This window comes from Mycoplana sp. 10N416, assembly GCF_056394765.1.
Map to the genome: position 1 here is coordinate 92,708 of NZ_JBFTIM010000004.1, position 14,707 is coordinate 107,414.

15 protein-coding genes are annotated in these 14,707 nt (G+C 62.6%); 6 read left to right on the plus strand and 9 right to left on the minus strand.

Annotated features, from left to right (window positions below; genetic code table 11):
• Window positions 1-119: 119 nt before the first annotated feature.
• Window positions 120-941, plus strand: a complete 822-nt coding sequence (locus AC1DDS_RS09760) for a tetratricopeptide repeat protein (protein ID WP_477478723.1) — start codon at window positions 120-122, stop codon at window positions 939-941.
• A 131-nt stretch (window positions 942-1,072) separates the two neighbouring features.
• Here AC1DDS_RS09760 and AC1DDS_RS09765 read toward each other — a convergent pair whose 3' ends face one another.
• The 9 genes from AC1DDS_RS09765 to AC1DDS_RS09805 form a co-directional block, all read right to left on the minus strand.
• A complete protein-coding gene (locus tag AC1DDS_RS09765; RefSeq protein ID WP_477478724.1) occupies window positions 1,073-2,053 on the minus strand; it encodes a type II secretion system F family protein in 981 nt (326 codons plus the stop codon).
• Window positions 2,054-2,067: 14 nt separating this feature from the next.
• A complete protein-coding gene (locus tag AC1DDS_RS09770) occupies window positions 2,068-3,078 on the minus strand; it encodes a type II secretion system F family protein (RefSeq protein ID WP_477478725.1) in 1,011 nt (336 codons plus the stop codon).
• Between the two features lie 12 nt (window positions 3,079-3,090).
• Window positions 3,091-4,563: a CpaF family protein gene (locus AC1DDS_RS09775; RefSeq protein WP_477478726.1), complete on the minus strand. Its 1,473-nt coding sequence runs from the start codon at window positions 4,561-4,563 to the stop codon at window positions 3,091-3,093.
• A 36-nt stretch (window positions 4,564-4,599) separates the two neighbouring features.
• Complete coding sequence (locus AC1DDS_RS09780) at window positions 4,600-5,889, minus strand: CpaE/TadZ family protein (RefSeq protein WP_477478727.1); 1,290 nt, start codon at window positions 5,887-5,889, stop codon at window positions 4,600-4,602.
• Window positions 5,890-5,932: 43 nt separating this feature from the next.
• The gene (locus AC1DDS_RS09785) at window positions 5,933-6,583 is read right to left on the minus strand and encodes a CpaD family pilus assembly protein (RefSeq protein WP_477479012.1); all 651 of its coding nucleotides are present in this window, start codon (window positions 6,581-6,583) and stop codon (window positions 5,933-5,935) included.
• A gap of 61 nt (window positions 6,584-6,644) precedes the next feature.
• Complete coding sequence (locus AC1DDS_RS09790) at window positions 6,645-8,195, minus strand: type II and III secretion system protein family protein (RefSeq protein WP_477478728.1); 1,551 nt, start codon at window positions 8,193-8,195, stop codon at window positions 6,645-6,647.
• Window positions 8,196-8,209: 14 nt separating this feature from the next.
• Window positions 8,210-9,016: a Flp pilus assembly protein CpaB gene (gene cpaB / locus AC1DDS_RS09795; protein ID WP_477478729.1), complete on the minus strand. Its 807-nt coding sequence runs from the start codon at window positions 9,014-9,016 to the stop codon at window positions 8,210-8,212.
• A 246-nt stretch (window positions 9,017-9,262) separates the two neighbouring features.
• Entirely contained in the window at window positions 9,263-9,775 is a 513-nt protein-coding gene (locus tag AC1DDS_RS09800) for an A24 family peptidase (protein WP_477478730.1), read from the minus strand.
• Window positions 9,776-9,948: 173 nt separating this feature from the next.
• Window positions 9,949-10,125 (minus strand): Flp family type IVb pilin, encoded by a 177-nt coding sequence (locus tag AC1DDS_RS09805; RefSeq protein ID WP_477478731.1) that lies wholly within the window; start codon window positions 10,123-10,125, stop codon window positions 9,949-9,951.
• Window positions 10,126-10,477: 352 nt separating this feature from the next.
• On the opposite strand from AC1DDS_RS09805, the gene AC1DDS_RS09810 reads away from it, so the two are divergent.
• The 5 genes from AC1DDS_RS09810 to AC1DDS_RS09830 all read left to right on the plus strand — a co-directional run bounded on the left by AC1DDS_RS09810 (window position 10,478) and on the right by AC1DDS_RS09830 (window position 14,639).
• Window positions 10,478-10,870 (plus strand): pilus assembly protein N-terminal domain-containing protein, encoded by a 393-nt coding sequence (locus AC1DDS_RS09810; protein WP_405030148.1) that lies wholly within the window; start codon window positions 10,478-10,480, stop codon window positions 10,868-10,870.
• A 257-nt stretch (window positions 10,871-11,127) separates the two neighbouring features.
• On the plus strand, window positions 11,128-11,709 hold the full coding sequence (locus tag AC1DDS_RS09815; protein ID WP_477478732.1) for a TadE/TadG family type IV pilus assembly protein: 582 nt from the start codon (window positions 11,128-11,130) through the stop codon (window positions 11,707-11,709).
• Window positions 11,706-12,344: a TadE/TadG family type IV pilus assembly protein gene (locus AC1DDS_RS09820; RefSeq protein ID WP_477478733.1), complete on the plus strand. Its 639-nt coding sequence runs from the start codon at window positions 11,706-11,708 to the stop codon at window positions 12,342-12,344. Before AC1DDS_RS09815 ends, AC1DDS_RS09820 begins: the two co-directional genes overlap by 4 nt.
• Before the next feature lie 100 nt (window positions 12,345-12,444).
• Entirely contained in the window at window positions 12,445-13,674 is a 1,230-nt protein-coding gene (locus tag AC1DDS_RS09825) for a phosphopentomutase (RefSeq protein ID WP_477478734.1), read from the plus strand.
• Window positions 13,671-14,639, plus strand: coding sequence for an adenosine deaminase (locus tag AC1DDS_RS09830; protein ID WP_477478735.1), 969 nt, complete (start codon window positions 13,671-13,673; stop codon window positions 14,637-14,639). The genes AC1DDS_RS09825 and AC1DDS_RS09830 overlap by 4 nt, the downstream gene beginning before the upstream one ends.
• The last annotated feature ends 68 nt before the right edge of the window (window positions 14,640-14,707 follow it).

The following is a 14,707-nucleotide window of genomic DNA, read 5'->3' on the forward strand; positions in this document are numbered from 1 at the left end:
TGCGGTGCTGTCCGGGAATCAGCGAATTAACGGTCTGTTAGGGTTAACAGATTATTGCTGGCGTGAGGATTGCGGCGTGAGTCCCTCATTCGTCGCAAGTGATGCACTGGGGAAAATTCATGCTCTGCTCCGCGCACGCAAATTCGTCTTGCCGAAAATTGCTTCTGCTGGCCGCGACTGCACTTCTGACGGCGACGCTTGCAGGCTGCGCCGGCGGCGGGCGTGATGACCTGAAGACGGGATCCATTCCCAAGCTATCGAAACCCGTCACCGATATGAACGCGACCGAGCTCAGCCGCGCAGCGGAAAGCGTCGGAAAGGCCTACGAGAAAAACCCGAAGGATCGGCAGGCGGGTCTGAATTACGCAAACCTGCTTCGCATGACCGGCCGCAACGATCAGGCGCTTGCCGTGATGCAGCAGGTGGCGATCTTCCATCCGACCGATCGCGAAGTCCTTGCCGCCTACGGGAAGTCGCAAGCTGCGGCGGGCCGGCTCGAGCAAGCACTGGGCACCATTCAGCGGGCGCAGACCCCCGACCGTCCGGACTGGCGGCTGAAATCGGCGGAAGGCGCGATCCTCGATCAGCTGGGTCGCTCGTCCGACGCCCGTACCCGCTACCGCGAGGCACTTGACCTGCAGCCGAACGAGCCGTCCGTCCTCTCCAATCTCGGCATGTCCTACGTACTCGCGCGCGATCTGCGCACCGCCGAGACCTATCTGCGTTCGGCTGCGCAGCAGCCGGGCGCCGAATCGAGCGTCAGGCAGAACCTTGCCCTCACCATCGGCCTGCAGGGCCGCTTTGCCGAGGCGGAACAGATCGCCCGGCAGGAGCTCAGCGCCGAACAGGCCGAAGCGAACGTCGCCTATCTGCGGGGCATGCTCTCGCAGCAGAATGCCTGGAAACAGCTCTCGAAGGACGACCAGGGCAACACGAACTGACGTCTGCTCCGTGAGCGAACACCCTGCGAATGCCGACGCTTGTCAGGGCGGCGGATGCTTTGCGCGAGTTCGCCGCCGCACCACCGCTTTCCCAATAAACCGAAAAATGTCGGCCGTAGACGGCGGCGAGATCAGAACGAGTCCGCCACCTGGATGCCGGCGGGGCCGAGGATCACGGCGATCAGCACCGGCAGGAAAAAGAGAATCATCGGCACCGTCAGCTTGGGCGGCAGGGCGGCGGCCTTCTTCTCGGCCTCGTTCATGCGCGTATCCCGGCTTTCCTGCGCCAGCACCCGCAACGCCTGGGCGATCGGCGTGCCGTAGCGCTCGGCCTGGATCAGCGCCTGCATGACCGCCTTGACGATGTCGAGACCGGTACGGGTACCCAGGTTTTCATAGGCCACCCGGCGATCCTGCAGGAAGGAAAGCTCCGCCGTCGTCAGCACCAGCTCTTCTGCCAGCTCGGCCGAGGCGACAGCCATTTCATCGGCCACGCGGCGCAGCGCCACCTCCATCGAAATTCCCGACTCGACGCAGATCAACAGCAAGTCCAGCGCGTCGGGCCAGGCGCGCCGGATCGAAAGCTGCCGTTTGGAAACACGGTTCGAAATGTAGATGTTCGGCGCGTAGAAACCGAGATAGGCGATGCCGATGGAGGCCAGGATGCGGATCGACATCGGCTTGTCGCCAAGATAGCCGAGATAGAAGATGTAGAAGGCACCGACGGCGAAGAACACGAACGGCAGGACGAAACGCGCGAAGAGGAAGATGTTGAGCGCGTTCTGCGATCGATAGCCCGCCTGACGCAGCTTGTTCATCGTGCCGGCGTCCACCAGTGCTTCGCGCAGGTTCAGTTTGTCGACGATCTGGCGCACGGAAGTGTTGTTCCGGGCCCGCAGCGAGCCCTTTCCCTGCAATTCGGCGTTCAGCCGCGCGCGCTCGCGCGCCCGGATCTGGTCCCGCTCAAGCGCGACCGTCTTCATCCGCTTATTGAGATCGCCACCCTCGAAATAGGGGGCTGCGAGCGTGTAGAAGGTCGCCAGCACTGCGATCGCGACGAAAGCGGGCAACAGAATATCGGGGTTTGTAAGCGTGCTGACCAGTTCCGACATTGCGCCGTTCCCTCTCAGATATCGAAGTTGATCATGTTGCGCATCACCATGACACCGATCGACATCCAGACCGCCGAGGCGCCGAGAATGAGGTGGCCGCGCGGATCGGTGAAGAGGACTATCATGTAGTCGGGCGACGAGAGGTAGACGAGCAGCATGACGATCAGGGGCAGCGCGCCGATGATTGCGGCGGACGCCTTCGCCTCCATCGACATGGCGCTGATCTTGGCTTTCATCTTGCGCCGCTCGCGCAGGACACGGGAAAGATTGCTGAGGGCTTCCGAGAGATTGCCGCCAGCCTGGCTCTGGATGGCGATGACGATGGAGAAAAAGTTGACCTCTTGCAGCGGGATGTAATTGAACATGCGTGCGCAGGCTTCCGGCACGCTCAGTCCCATCTGCTGTGATTCGATGACGCGACGGAACTCCGACTTGACCGGCTCCTGACCCTCCGCTGCGATCAGGCGCAGGGCATCGGTGAGCGGCAAGCCCGACTTGATAGAACGCACCATGACGTCCAGCGAATTGGGAAACTCCTCGAGGAACCTGTTCATGCGTCGCTTCACCATGAAGCTCAACGCCCAGCGCGGAAAGCCGAGACCGGCGATGACAAAGACGCCGGCGGCGATGAGGAGCGGCGCCCCGGCAATGATCGACGCGACCATCATGAAGAAGCCGAAGGCCACGCCCATGACCGTGAACCGCATCGGTGTCACGGAGAGCCCCGCCTGAGAAAGTTTGGCCTTGAGATTGGGCGAGGTCTTCTTGTGTCGTTCCTGCTGCTTCTTTTCGAGTTCCTTCAGCGAATCCTGCACCGATTTGCGGCGCTTCGTCATCTCCTGCATGCGCTCGCGCGCGGCCTTGACCTTGTTCTGGTCGGTTTCGGCCGCCTTCACCCGGTTGACGCGGTTTTCGGATTTCTTTTCGGTCTCGATGCGCGAAAAGAGCACGCCGTATCCGAGGGCGCCGGCCGCCAGGGCGGCCAGGGCGATGATCGCGACGACGATGATATCCAGTCCGAACATCTCAAGCCTCGGCTATTCCGGTTTTTCCATCATGTCGAGCGTTGCCGCCAGACGCCGTTCCTCGTTGAAATAGCGCGCGCGGTCCCAGAAATGCGGTTTGCCGATACCGGTTCCGACATGACGGCCGATGATGCGGCCGTTAGCGTCCTCTCCCTCGATCTCGAAGCGCATCAGGTCCTGGGTGACGATCACGTCGCCTTCCATGCCGACCACTTCGGTGATGTGGGTGATGCGACGTGAACCATCGCGCAGGCGTGACGCCTGGATGATGACATCGATCGAGCCGGCAATGATCTCGCGGACGGTCTTGGCCGGCAACGTAAAGCCGCCCATGGCGATCATCGATTCCATGCGGCTCAGGCATTCGCGGGGGGAGTTGGCGTGGATCGTGCCCATCGATCCGTCGTGACCGGTGTTCATGGCCTGCAGCAGGTCGAACACCTCGGGACCACGAACTTCGCCGACGATGATGCGTTCGGGCCGCATGCGCAGGCAGTTCTTGATGAGGTCGCGCATGGTGATCTCGCCCTCGCCCTCGATGTTCGGCGGGCGGGTTTCGAGGCGAACCACGTGCGGCTGCTGCAATTGCAGTTCGGCGGAGTCTTCGCAGGTGATGACACGCTCGTCGGTATCGATGTAACGCGTCATGCAGTTGAGCAGCGTCGTCTTCCCCGAGCCGGTACCGCCGGAGATGACGAGATTGCAGCGCACGCGGCCGATGATCTGCAGGATCGTTGACCCTTCGGGCGTGATCGAGCCGAAGCGCACCAGCTGGTCGAGTGTCAGCTTGTCCTTCTTGAACTTGCGGATGGTGAGTGCGGTGCCGTCGATGGCAAGCGGAGGGGCGATGACGTTCACGCGCGAGCCGTCGGGCAGGCGGGCGTCGCAGATCGGGCTCGACTCGTCGACGCGGCGGCCGACCTGGCTGACAATGCGCTGGCAGATCGACAGCAGCTGGGCATTGTCGCGGAAGCGGATTTCCGATTCCTCCACCTTGCCGCCGACCTCGATGTAGGTCTTGCCGGCGCCGTTGACCATGATGTCGGCGATGTCGTCGCGCGCCAGCAGCGGCTCCAGCGGGCCGTAGCCGAGAACGTCGTTGCAGATGTCGTCGAGCAGTTCCTCCTGCTCGGAAATCGACATCGCAAAGTTCTTGATCGTGATGATGTCGTTGACGATGTCGCGAATTTCCTCGCGCGCACTCTCCGTGTCGAGCTTGGCGAGTTGCGACAGGTCGATCGTATCGATCAGGGCGGAGAAGACCTGCGATTTGGTGTCGTAATAGTCTTCCGTGCGCGGTGAGCGCTTGCGGCCGATCGGTGAGGGCTGGTGCGGCGCCGGCGGGGGCGTCGTTTCGCGAACGGGTTCGGCCACGGCGATAGCGGGCGTGCGCTCGACAGGGGCAGGCGCCGGCGCGGCCTGCGGCGGATGGCCGCTTGGGCCACCACTCTTTCCAAAGCCTTCGTTTCCGCGTCTACCGAACATACTGCTTCATCCAGTTCTCAAAGCCCTGGCAGGGTGTCATTTGCGGCCAAGCATGCCCAGCACTTTGCCGAGCCCGCCCTTTTTGGGCTTCTTCACCGTCGCCCGACCCGTCACGATGTGCGCAATCTGCGAGAAGGTTTCCGCCGCCGGCGACTTCTTGTCCATTTCGGCGATCATGCGGCCACTGTTGGCGGCCGTGCCAAACAGCTGGGCATCGAAGGGGATGATCGCGATCGGCTGGACCTCGAGCGGATCGCAGAACTCGTTGGGGGCGATCTCAGGTCGTTTCGGCAAGCCCACCTGGTTGAGAACCAGGTGAGGGGGGCGATCATTCGGCCGCAGCTTCTTCAAAGCATCGAACATGTTCTTGGCGTTGCGCAGGTTTGCGAGGTCTGGCACGGCGGTCACGATCACCTCGTCGACCTCGCCCAGAAGCGTGCGGGTCCACTCCGACCATGCATGTGGCACGTCCAGCACGTTGACCGGGGCGCTTCGCTGGAGAACCTCGATCATCGGCTGGAACGAACCGCGTTCGAGATCGTAGGCGCGGTCGAGCATCGAAGGTGCCGCAAGCAGGGACAGGTGCTCGGAGCACTTCGACAGCAATCGATCGAGGAAGACCTCGTCCAGCCGCTCGGGCGTGTAGACGGCCTCGGCCATCCCCTGCGCCGGATCCTGGTCGAAATTGATGTTGGCCGTGCCAAAGGGCAGGTCCAGGTCGGCCAGCACCACCTCCGTCGAGAACAGGCTGGAGATGCCCCAGGCGCAATTGTGCGCAATCGTCGAGGAGCCGACCCCGCCCTTGGCGCCGATAAAGGCGACCGTGCGGCCGAGCGGCTCGGCTTCGGGATCGATGAAGATCGAGGTGACGGCGTTGAGGACATCGGCCATGGATACCGGCGCGACCAGATACTCGGAGACGCCGTTGCGGATCAGCTCGCGGTAGAGCGCAATATCGTTGTGATGGCCGACGATCACAACCTTCGTGCTCGGATCGCAAACTTCGGCCAGCGGCGCGAGCTCAGCCATCAGCGCGGACGGTTCGGTCGACGTTTCGATGACAATGAGGTTCGGCGTCGGGGCGGAGGCGAACATGTTGGCGGCCGCCGGGATACTGCCGCTGTTGATGCGCAGGCTTACCTTGGCCATGCGGCGGTCGCTTGCGCAGCGCTCCATTGTCTGCAGCATGCCCTCGCTCTCGCAGAACGCATGGATCGAAATGCGTGGCAGCGGCCGCAGATGATCGAGTTGGCCGGTGTGCCCGCCGTCCTCGAGGAAGACGTCGGCGGGTTCGTGCGCCTCAATGCCGTATTCGATACTCGTCATCTCTCAAGTCCCATCCTTGACCGTCAGTCCGCTCTGGCGTCCGTTAGAATCTCGTGCCGTCCTCGCGGTAATCCTGGATCGCAGTTGCGCGGCGCTCTGCGTCGATCGGCGTCATGCCGCGCGGTCCGACGAGATCCATCGGATTGGCAATCTGTGCGGCGAGATTTGCCTGGGTCGCGCAGCCGAAATTGTAGTACTGCCGGTTTTCCATGGTGTTCAGCGTCAGATCTTCTGGCCATTGGCCGCAGGGGTTCGTCTTGGCCGTGGTCGAGACGAAGGCAAGTCGGATCGGGGCGGCGTCGCCCTGGCCGGCGGCCCCATAGCTGGTCTGGATGATCCGCTTGCTGGGTACGCCCTCCGCGACGAGGGTCGCGCGGATTTCCTTGCGCAGAGCGGCTGCGGCGCCGGCGTTCAACGATCCTTGCGGCACCATGATCTGTACTGTCCCGTTCGACTTCGACGCATAGTTCTGGGCGAAGCCGCGGACGTTGTCGCGCATGGAGAGTGTCAGAGACCGATCGCCCGATGCGACGGGAACATCCAGGGTGTGTTCGGCTTCCGTCAGCACGATCGGGTGCCGGGTGCGATAGTCGTCGGGGATCGAAGCGGTCGCCGTAACGTCGCGGTTGGCGCAGCTTGCAAGCAGCGCGGCCGAAAGAACGAGTACTGCCGGAACGGCGCGGTTGAGCGGCATTGGGCGGAGCCTTTCGAGCGGACCCTTGAAGCGAATGCGTGCGGTCATGTCCGTTCCCCGATCACTTGTAGATGAAGCCGACGGCGCCGGCATAGTTTCCGACCGGCACCCCAGCCTCCTTGCGGCCGTAGATCTGGTTGACCCGGCCGAGGAAGAAGCTCGCGGCGTCGTTCGTCGGGTTGAAGTTGTCGTCCGGTCGGTTCAGGACGCTGCGCGCGACCGGGCGAACGAGGTAGGGGGTGGCGATGATCACCATTTCGGTCTCGTTGCGGACGAAGTCCTTGGAGCGGAAGAGGGTGCCGAAGATCGGAATCTTGGAGAGACCCGGGAAGCCCGACATCGCCTGGCGGATGTCGTCCTTGACGAGGCCGGCGATCACGATCGAGCCGCCGGAGGGCAGTTCAACGCTGGTGGAAGCCTGGCGGCGGCGGATGCTGAGCGCGGTCGCCCCGGGAATGCCCTTCTGGCCGATCAGCGAAGCCGAGCCCTCGAAGGTCGGCTCGGAAACTTCGGTATCGACCCGCAGGCTGATGCGGCCGGCGGAGAGCACGACCGGCTTGAAGTTCAGCCGTATGCCGTATTCCACGGTGTCGTAGTCGCGGCTGACTTCGGTCTCCCTGGTCTCTTCGTTGGTCTTGATTCCCTGCTCGCTGAGCAGGCGGAACTCGCCGCCGACATAGAAGTTCGCCGCCTCGCCGGAAATGGCCGTAAGGCTCGGTTCTGCGAGTGTGCGCATGACGCCCGCCTGTTCCATGGCGTTGAGATAGCTGGCAATCGCTGTCCCACCGACCGTTCCCGAAAGCGCCGCATTGGTGGCCCAGTCGACCGAACCGCCGAGATTGGTGGGGTTGCGGAAGGAGATACCGCCGTCATTGCCCAGGACGGAGCCGTTGAAGCCCAATTGCTTCAGGACCTGGCGGCTGACTTCGGCGACCGTGATCTTGAGCGTGACTTGGTCTTCGCCGTCGATCTTGAGCATGTTGACGACCTGCGAGCGTTGCCGGTCTTCGCCGAAGATCGCCGCGTCGCCGTTGTTGCCCTGTGCGGTTACGGTTCGCGTCGTCGCTTCACCGCCTGTCAGGAAGATGTCCGCCAGACGAGCGGCCTGCAGCGCATCCTGAGGCGTGCGCACGGTCCCGGTGAGAACGATGTTATCGGAGATGATCTCGACGGAGATGTCGGAGTCGGGAATGAACCGGCGCAGGTGCTCCTGCAGTCCGGCGATGTCGCGTTCGACGGCAAGCTCGAGGCTGACGATCTCTTCGCCGTTCGGGCCGAAGATGAAAACGTTCGTCTGGCCGACCTCCTTGCCGAAGATATAGATGCGGCGAGAGGTCCGGGTGACGGCGTCGGCCTTCATCGGATCGGCGACCAGGATGTCATGGGCGTCGGTTGGCAGGTCGACGACGATTGCCTTGTTGAGCCCGAGCTTCAGCGATTTGCGCGCGCCCGGACCGGCATTGGTGATGCGAACGAGCGAGGTCGAAGCCGCCTGCGCCAGATCAACCGCGCTGCCACCCGTCACCACCGCTCCGGGCATGCCGGAGAAGGCGAGGCAGAAGGTCATCCCGCCGGCGACAGAAGCTCGAAATCTCTTTCCGAATCCACGCACGTTGCGCTCCTGCTTCATTGGTTGGCACCGGGCGAGTTCGATTTGACGATCTCGCCGGATTTGATGACCTGGATGATCGGCGCGCCGTCGCCGCCGCTCAAAAGATAGTCAGCGGCCTCGGTGTCCTGCTCCTGCGCATCGGCGACGCTTCGCAGCGCCAGTTGCAGCCGTTCGGCCATCTGCTGGGCGACCGTGATCACCTTGGCCTGGTCGGGCGTCAGCTCGAGCGTCGCCGTCGTGCCGACGACGGTCTTTGAGCCGTCGTCTTTCTCTTCGATCTGCTGGTCGATCGCCAGCACCCGCACATTGCTGAGGATGGTCTCGGTAATCTTCATCTCGGCGTCGCCCGGACGGACCATGATGACGTCGACCCGGTCGTTCGGCAGGATGAAGCCGCCAGCACCGGTTGCAACGGAGATCTCGGTCGAGACGGCGCGCTTGCCGGCAGGAAGCAGCGACGACATGATCTTGCTGCTCGAATCGGCAACCTTCTCCTGCCGGATCGGTTCGCCCTTGAAGATCGGCATGCGCACGACCGCGCCCTCGAGTTTCTCCACCGCATCGGGCCGGTTCTGGTCGGTAATGAAGCCCTCGGCGACGCCGGTTTGCGGCCAGGCGCTCCAGCCGAACGAATCGGCGTTCAGCCGCGAGCCGACCGGAAGGCTTTGGGTTGCGACCAGGACGTTGACGGTTGGTTCGCGCTCGACCACCGGCTCGCTTTGAACCACGGACTTGCCGCGGGCGAGCTGCAGCGCGAGATAGCCCGCGCCGCCGGCCGAAAGGACGGCCACTGCCAGTATGATGATTCGCGCCGGTTTCATGGTTGGCCCCTGGACGTGCGGAGATGCGTAACGTCACCTTGACCATCAATTGGTGTATTTATGGTTAATGAGTTGCTTAGGAGTTTGGTTAACAGATCGTCTCTGGCAAACGCCTGTTAGGGGAATGCGCATTGCTAATGCAATTTCTGAGGGAGGAAATCCCGGACTACGCCCACGCAACTGACGCCAGGTACCTGAGCCGATATGGCTGGACGAACTGCTGTCGTGCCGCGGTACGCCGGCGTCTCAATGGAAGTTGGCCAGTGCGGCTTGCATGAGTGGCGAAGACGGATAGGCGAAAAAGGCCGCAATGCCGATTGCAATGCCGTAGGGTACCTTTTTGGCCGTCAGGAGATGGTTCGGCAGGGGCAGGCCGGAAGCCATGATTGCGCTGGCGTGGCCACGAAGTGACAGGATTGCGAGCGTGAGAATACCACCGAAAAACGAAACATAGACGAGGTACGCCACGAGCGACGGCGTCAGGCCGAACCATACGGCGCTCGCCGTAAGAAGCTTTGCATCGCCGCCGCCCATAACGCCGATGGCGAAGAGCGCGAAGCAAGAGGCGAACACGATCAGGCCGGCGAGCAGATGGAATCCAATCTGCGGCATGGCCAAGCCTGCAAGTGGTGCCACGACGATGAAACTGGCCAGCACGATCGCGGAGACGCGATTCGGGATGGTCATGGTAAAGAAGTCAGAGAAGGCAGCGATCGCCAGGCACAGCGGAAAGACGACAAAGATGGCTGCTTCGGTCATATGACATGCTCCCCTTTGCGGCCAACTCTAGCGCGTGAGCGTTAAGGTTTTCCAAAGTAAGCCATCGGTGCTGATCGCTCTTGGCTCAGGGAAAAAGGACCGCCTCCCAGGAAGGCGGTCCTTTTTGATTATGCGACTGTCGCGTCGGGCCGCCCCAGGGCGGGCGCCGTCGCTTAGCTCTGCGACTCGGTCATCGTGGTCGCGAGGAAGTTGAACTGATTGTTCAGCGCGTCACCGAGAGCGTTGGCGCCGAAGATCAGGGCGACGGAGATGAGGGCTGCGATCAGGCCATATTCGATGGCGGTCGCGCCGGATTCGTCCTTCAGGAAGCGAGCGAAAATCTTGGTCATGGGAACTCTCCTAACTCCACAAGTGTTGGGTTCAGCACGTCCGACAACTGTTTGCCGTTGTTCGGATGACTGCAACCTACAGGCGCCGCATTGCCACCTGCTTAAGGAAGGCGGTTACTGGAGCGTTAATGCTGATTGCCAGATATCGTGGTAAACAAAGCCCTGAAGGAGTCTTGCTCGCCGGAGCCAGCTGCAGGGGATGGGATGGCGCACCACATTTGCCCTTCTATTGCCGGGTGGGAAATGCTGCGCGGTTAAGGCTTCGTTCACCATTCGCGGCGATGCTTACGCGAGCGACAGCTATAAGGTATTCGGGATGGAAACCGCCAGGACACTTGCCACCTCCAGGGCCATGCGCCTGGTCATCGGCATTTTGCTTTCACAGGCATGTCTTGCCATCGGCGCCGCCCGTGCCGAGGACACTGACATGCTACGGGTCTATATGGACCACGCGCGCGTGCTCAAGCTCGACCGCCCGGTCAGCAAGGTCATCGTCGGCAACGCCGATGTCGCCGACGCGACCGTGGCCGATGCCAAGACGATTGTTCTGACGGGCCGCAATTTTGGGACAACCAATCTCGTCCTTCTCGATGCCGACGGCAACGCGATCGTCGACGAGCGCATCCTCGTTTCGATCGATGAGGGCAACACGGTCCGGGTGTTCCGCCAGACGGAGCGTTCGGTACTCTCCTGTACTCCGATTTGCGAGCAACACGCGCAGCGCATTGCCAGTCCGTCTCCCTGACGCGGTCCCTGCCGGCAGCCCAGCATCGCCGAACGGCTGAAAAATTGCGGCTCTCTGCAATGCGTCGTCCGTGCGCGAAAGCGAGCCCGCTAAAGGCCTCGGCTTCGCTTACGAAAAATAAACAATCGATGACTTAAATTGCCGAAGCTGTTCTGCCGTGGCGCCATGAGGTCGACGGCACGGCGATGCGTGGATCGAAGCATCCCGGTGTCCATCGATGATGGACCGGCGATGCGGGCGTAGGGTGTGTCGCAACCATGCTGACAATCGGCAAGCGGGCAAGCAGGAAATCCGGGTCCTTCAGGCGCTTCCTCGGCGATCGCCGGGGTGCCACTGCATTGGAGTTCGCGATTCTGGCGCCCATATTCCTTGGCGTGGTGTTTGCGATCATCGAAACCTGTGTCGCCTATGTTGCCGAGCAGGTCCTGCTCAACGCCAACGACGCGATGGCGCGCAAAATCCGCATGGGCGAGATCACCTTCAACACGGGACGCCCGACAGACAAGACGAAGGAGCAGTTTCGCGCGCTGTTTTGCGACGAACTGGTCGTCCTCCTTTCCTGCACGCCCGAGGAGGCAATGATAGCGTCACGCCTGCACATCGACGTGCGCAGCGTCACTTCGTTCAATGAGCCGACGACCATTCCAAGCTCTCTCCCTAACAACTTCACACCTGGTGGGAAGTCATCGATCAACATCGTGCGTTCCTATTACACCTGGCCCGTCATTGTTGATTACCTGCGGCTGGTAACCTTTCACAGGCCGGAAGCGCAGCGGTCTTCGATCAACCAGCAACTATTGGTCGCAACGGCTGTGTTCAGGAACGAGGACTACAAATGACGGTACGTGGCAACGGGCGGACGCATTTCCTTGCCGACATGATCGCAACGTTGCGACGGCTCAAGTCGGCGCGTGAGGGAGTGGGCGCGGTCGAGTTCGCGATCCTCGTCCCCCTGCTGCTCGTCGCCTATATCGGCGCCTATGAAACCTCCGTTGCCATGTCGTTCCTGAACAAGGTCGGCCGGGCCTCGGCAACGATTTCCGACTTTCTGACCCAGGGCGAAACCGTTTCGGTGGAGAAGGACATGCAGGGAGCGGCGACGGACATAGCCCTCAACGTGATTGCCCCCTTCACAAGCGAGAATTTCGAGATCAAGGTCACCGGGGTTCAGGTGGACGACGCTGGCACCGCCACGGTCGCCTGGTATTGGCAGAATGCCGCCACCGGGAGCACACCCGCCAAGGGCGATCCGTTTGCGCTGGCGGCAGACATGAGAATGAGCAGGTCGTTTTACGTCCAGACCCAAGTGTCGATGAAATACAAATACCTGCTCTTTCTCCGCGAGATCGCCTGGCGTCTGGAACCCCCGACATTCCGCCGCACCAGCCTCAGCCGCGTTCGCAAAGGCGACACGATTTCCTGTACGATGGCCGCGAATGCCGTCAAACAGTGGCCCGGTTGCGTGAAGAACTGATTTTTCTTGAGCGAACGGCGTCTTCTGTGTCATTTCGACGGCTGTTCGCTGCTCCGGCCCGGGGTGGCGGGTGCACTGTTCCGATTTCGGCAGGTGGCGGATGGCCAGAGCGTTTCTATTCGTACTCGATTCCTTCGGCATCGGCGGGGCGCCGGACGCCGCCGCCTTCGGTGATGACGGCGCCGATACACTCGGACATATCGCCGAGTTCTGCGCCGCCGGCGCTGCCGATCGGGCCGGCCTGCGGCACGGTCCGCTGAAGCTTCCGAATATGTCGACTCTCGGCCTGCTGCACGTCGCGCGTGCCGCGACCGGGCGCTTTCCGGCCGGCATGGACGTACCCGAGCGCGTGTTCGGTCACCACGGGGCCGCGACCGAGGTCTCGCGCGGCAAGGACACGCCGTCGGGCCACTGGGAGATAGCCGGGACCCCGGTCATGTTCGATTGGGGCTACTTTCCCTCCGAAGGCGACGCCTTTTCCCCCGAGCTGGTCACCGCCATCTGCGAACTCGGCAAGGTTCCGGGCATTCTGGGCAACTGCCATGCATCCGGAACCGAGATCATCGCCCGGTGCGGCGAAGAGCACATCCGAACCGGCAAGCCCATCTGCTACACTTCCACCGATTCCGTCTTCCAGGTGGCAGCACACGAGGCCCATTTCGGCCTAGACCGGCTCCTGTCCTTCTGCCAGACCGTGCGGATCATTCTCGACGAATGGCCCGGCGGCAGGATCGGCCGGGTGATCGCGCGTCCCTTTGTCGGCGAGACGCCGGCGACTTTCACGCGGACCGGCAACCGGCGCGATTATTCGGTGCCGCCGCCGGAACCGACGCTGCTGGATCGCCTGACCGAGGCAGGGCGCACCGTTCACGCCATCGGCAAGATCGGCGACATCTTCGCGCATAAGGGGATCGGCCGACTGTCGAAGGCGGACGGCAACCGGGCGCTTTTCGAGGCGACGCTGCGGGCCATGGACGAGGCAAAGGACGGCGACCTCGTCTTCGCCAATTTCGTCGACTTCGACATGCTCTACGGCCATCGCCGCGACGTGGCCGGGTATGCTGCGGCGCTTGAGGCGTTCGACCGGCTCCTGCCGGAGGTCGATCGCAAGATGCGTCCCGGCGACCTCCTCGTTCTCACCGCCGATCACGGCTGTGATCCGACCTGGCGCGGCACCGATCACACGCGCGAGCGGGTGCCGATCCTGACCTTCGGTCCGGGCATCCGGTCCCGCCTGATGGAAACCCGCACGACCTTTGCCGACATCGGACAAACCATTGCAAAGCACCTGGGTCTCACACCCGGCCCTTACGGAAAGAGCTTTTTGTGATCGGGCACCTGAAGAAGGTAGAACTGCACTGTCATCTCGAAGGGGCCGCGCCACCGTTGCTGGCGCAGGCACAGGCCAGCAAGTACGGGGTCGACACCCGCGATTTTCTGCGCGACGGCGCCTATGTCTGGCATGACTTCACGAGCTTTCTTGCCGCCTATGATGCGGTCGCAAGCCTGTTTCGCACCGAGTCGGACTACGCATTGCTGACCGAGACCTATCTCGGCTCACTCGCTGCGGCGGGCACCGTCTACAGCGAGATCTTCGTCTCTCCCGACCATGGCGAGGCGGTCGGGCTGGGCGCTGACGGATACATTGCCGGCATCAGCCGAGGCATCGAGGCAGCGAAGATTCGCACCGGGATCGAGTGCCGAATGGTCGTCATCGGCCTCAGGCACAAGGGGCCGGAGCAGGTCGAATGGGCGGCGCGCTATGCCGCGAATTGCCGCGATCCGCTCGTCACCGGTTTCAACATGGCGGGTGAGGAGCGCGTCGGGCGAGTTGTCGACTACGCCCGCGCCTTCGACATCGCGCGAGATGCCGGTCTCGGAATCACCATACACGCCGGCGAGCTGTGCGGCGCTTTTAGCGTGCGCGACGCTCTCGACCATGTCCGTCCCAGCCGCATCGGCCATGGTGTGCGGGCCATCGAGGATCCGGCACTCGTGGATCGGCTGGCGGACGAAGGTGTCGTGCTCGAAGTCTGCCCGGGGTCAAACGTCGCGCTCGGCGTGTTCCCGGATTTTGCCACCCATCCGCTTCGCCGGCTTCATGTCGCCGGCGTCAAAGTCACGCTCAACTCGGACGACCCGCCATTCTTCCAGACCTCGCTCCAGCGCGAATACGCCGTTGCCAGCGAGGCCATGCGATTCACCGGGGCGGAGATTGATGAAATGACCCGGACCGCCATCGACGCCGCCTTCGTCGACGAGGCGACGCGGGCAGCGCTCCTTGAGCGCCTCTGACGCCGCCGACGGCGTTTCTCTCGATCGGGGATGAGCCGTCGTAGACTGCGCCCGTCCCTTGCGGGCGA

What these genes read in the sequence shown, in the direction of transcription:
- AC1DDS_RS09760 (WP_477478723.1), top strand. Translation starts at nt 120, where the DNA reads ATGCTCTGCTCCGCGCACGCAAATTCGTCTTGCCGAAAATTGCTTCTG.
- AC1DDS_RS09765 (WP_477478724.1), bottom strand. Translation starts at nt 2,053, where the DNA reads ATGTCGGAACTGGTCAGCACGCTTACAAACCCCGATATTCTGTTGCCC.
- AC1DDS_RS09770 (WP_477478725.1), bottom strand. Translation starts at nt 3,078, where the DNA reads ATGTTCGGACTGGATATCATCGTCGTCGCGATCATCGCCCTGGCCGCC.
- AC1DDS_RS09775 (WP_477478726.1), bottom strand. Translation starts at nt 4,563, where the DNA reads ATGTTCGGTAGACGCGGAAACGAAGGCTTTGGAAAGAGTGGTGGCCCA.
- AC1DDS_RS09780 (WP_477478727.1), bottom strand. Translation starts at nt 5,889, where the DNA reads ATGACGAGTATCGAATACGGCATTGAGGCGCACGAACCCGCCGACGTC.
- AC1DDS_RS09785 (WP_477479012.1), bottom strand. Translation starts at nt 6,583, where the DNA reads ATGCCGCTCAACCGCGCCGTTCCGGCAGTACTCGTTCTTTCGGCCGCG.
- cpaB (WP_477478729.1), bottom strand. Translation starts at nt 9,016, where the DNA reads ATGAAACCGGCGCGAATCATCATACTGGCAGTGGCCGTCCTTTCGGCC.
- AC1DDS_RS09800 (WP_477478730.1), bottom strand. Translation starts at nt 9,775, where the DNA reads ATGACCGAAGCAGCCATCTTTGTCGTCTTTCCGCTGTGCCTGGCGATC.
- AC1DDS_RS09805 (WP_477478731.1), bottom strand. Translation starts at nt 10,125, where the DNA reads ATGACCAAGATTTTCGCTCGCTTCCTGAAGGACGAATCCGGCGCGACC.
- AC1DDS_RS09810 (WP_405030148.1), top strand. Translation starts at nt 10,478, where the DNA reads ATGCGCCTGGTCATCGGCATTTTGCTTTCACAGGCATGTCTTGCCATC.
- AC1DDS_RS09815 (WP_477478732.1), top strand. Translation starts at nt 11,128, where the DNA reads ATGCTGACAATCGGCAAGCGGGCAAGCAGGAAATCCGGGTCCTTCAGG.
- AC1DDS_RS09820 (WP_477478733.1), top strand. Translation starts at nt 11,706, where the DNA reads ATGACGGTACGTGGCAACGGGCGGACGCATTTCCTTGCCGACATGATC.
- AC1DDS_RS09825 (WP_477478734.1), top strand. Translation starts at nt 12,445, where the DNA reads ATGGCCAGAGCGTTTCTATTCGTACTCGATTCCTTCGGCATCGGCGGG.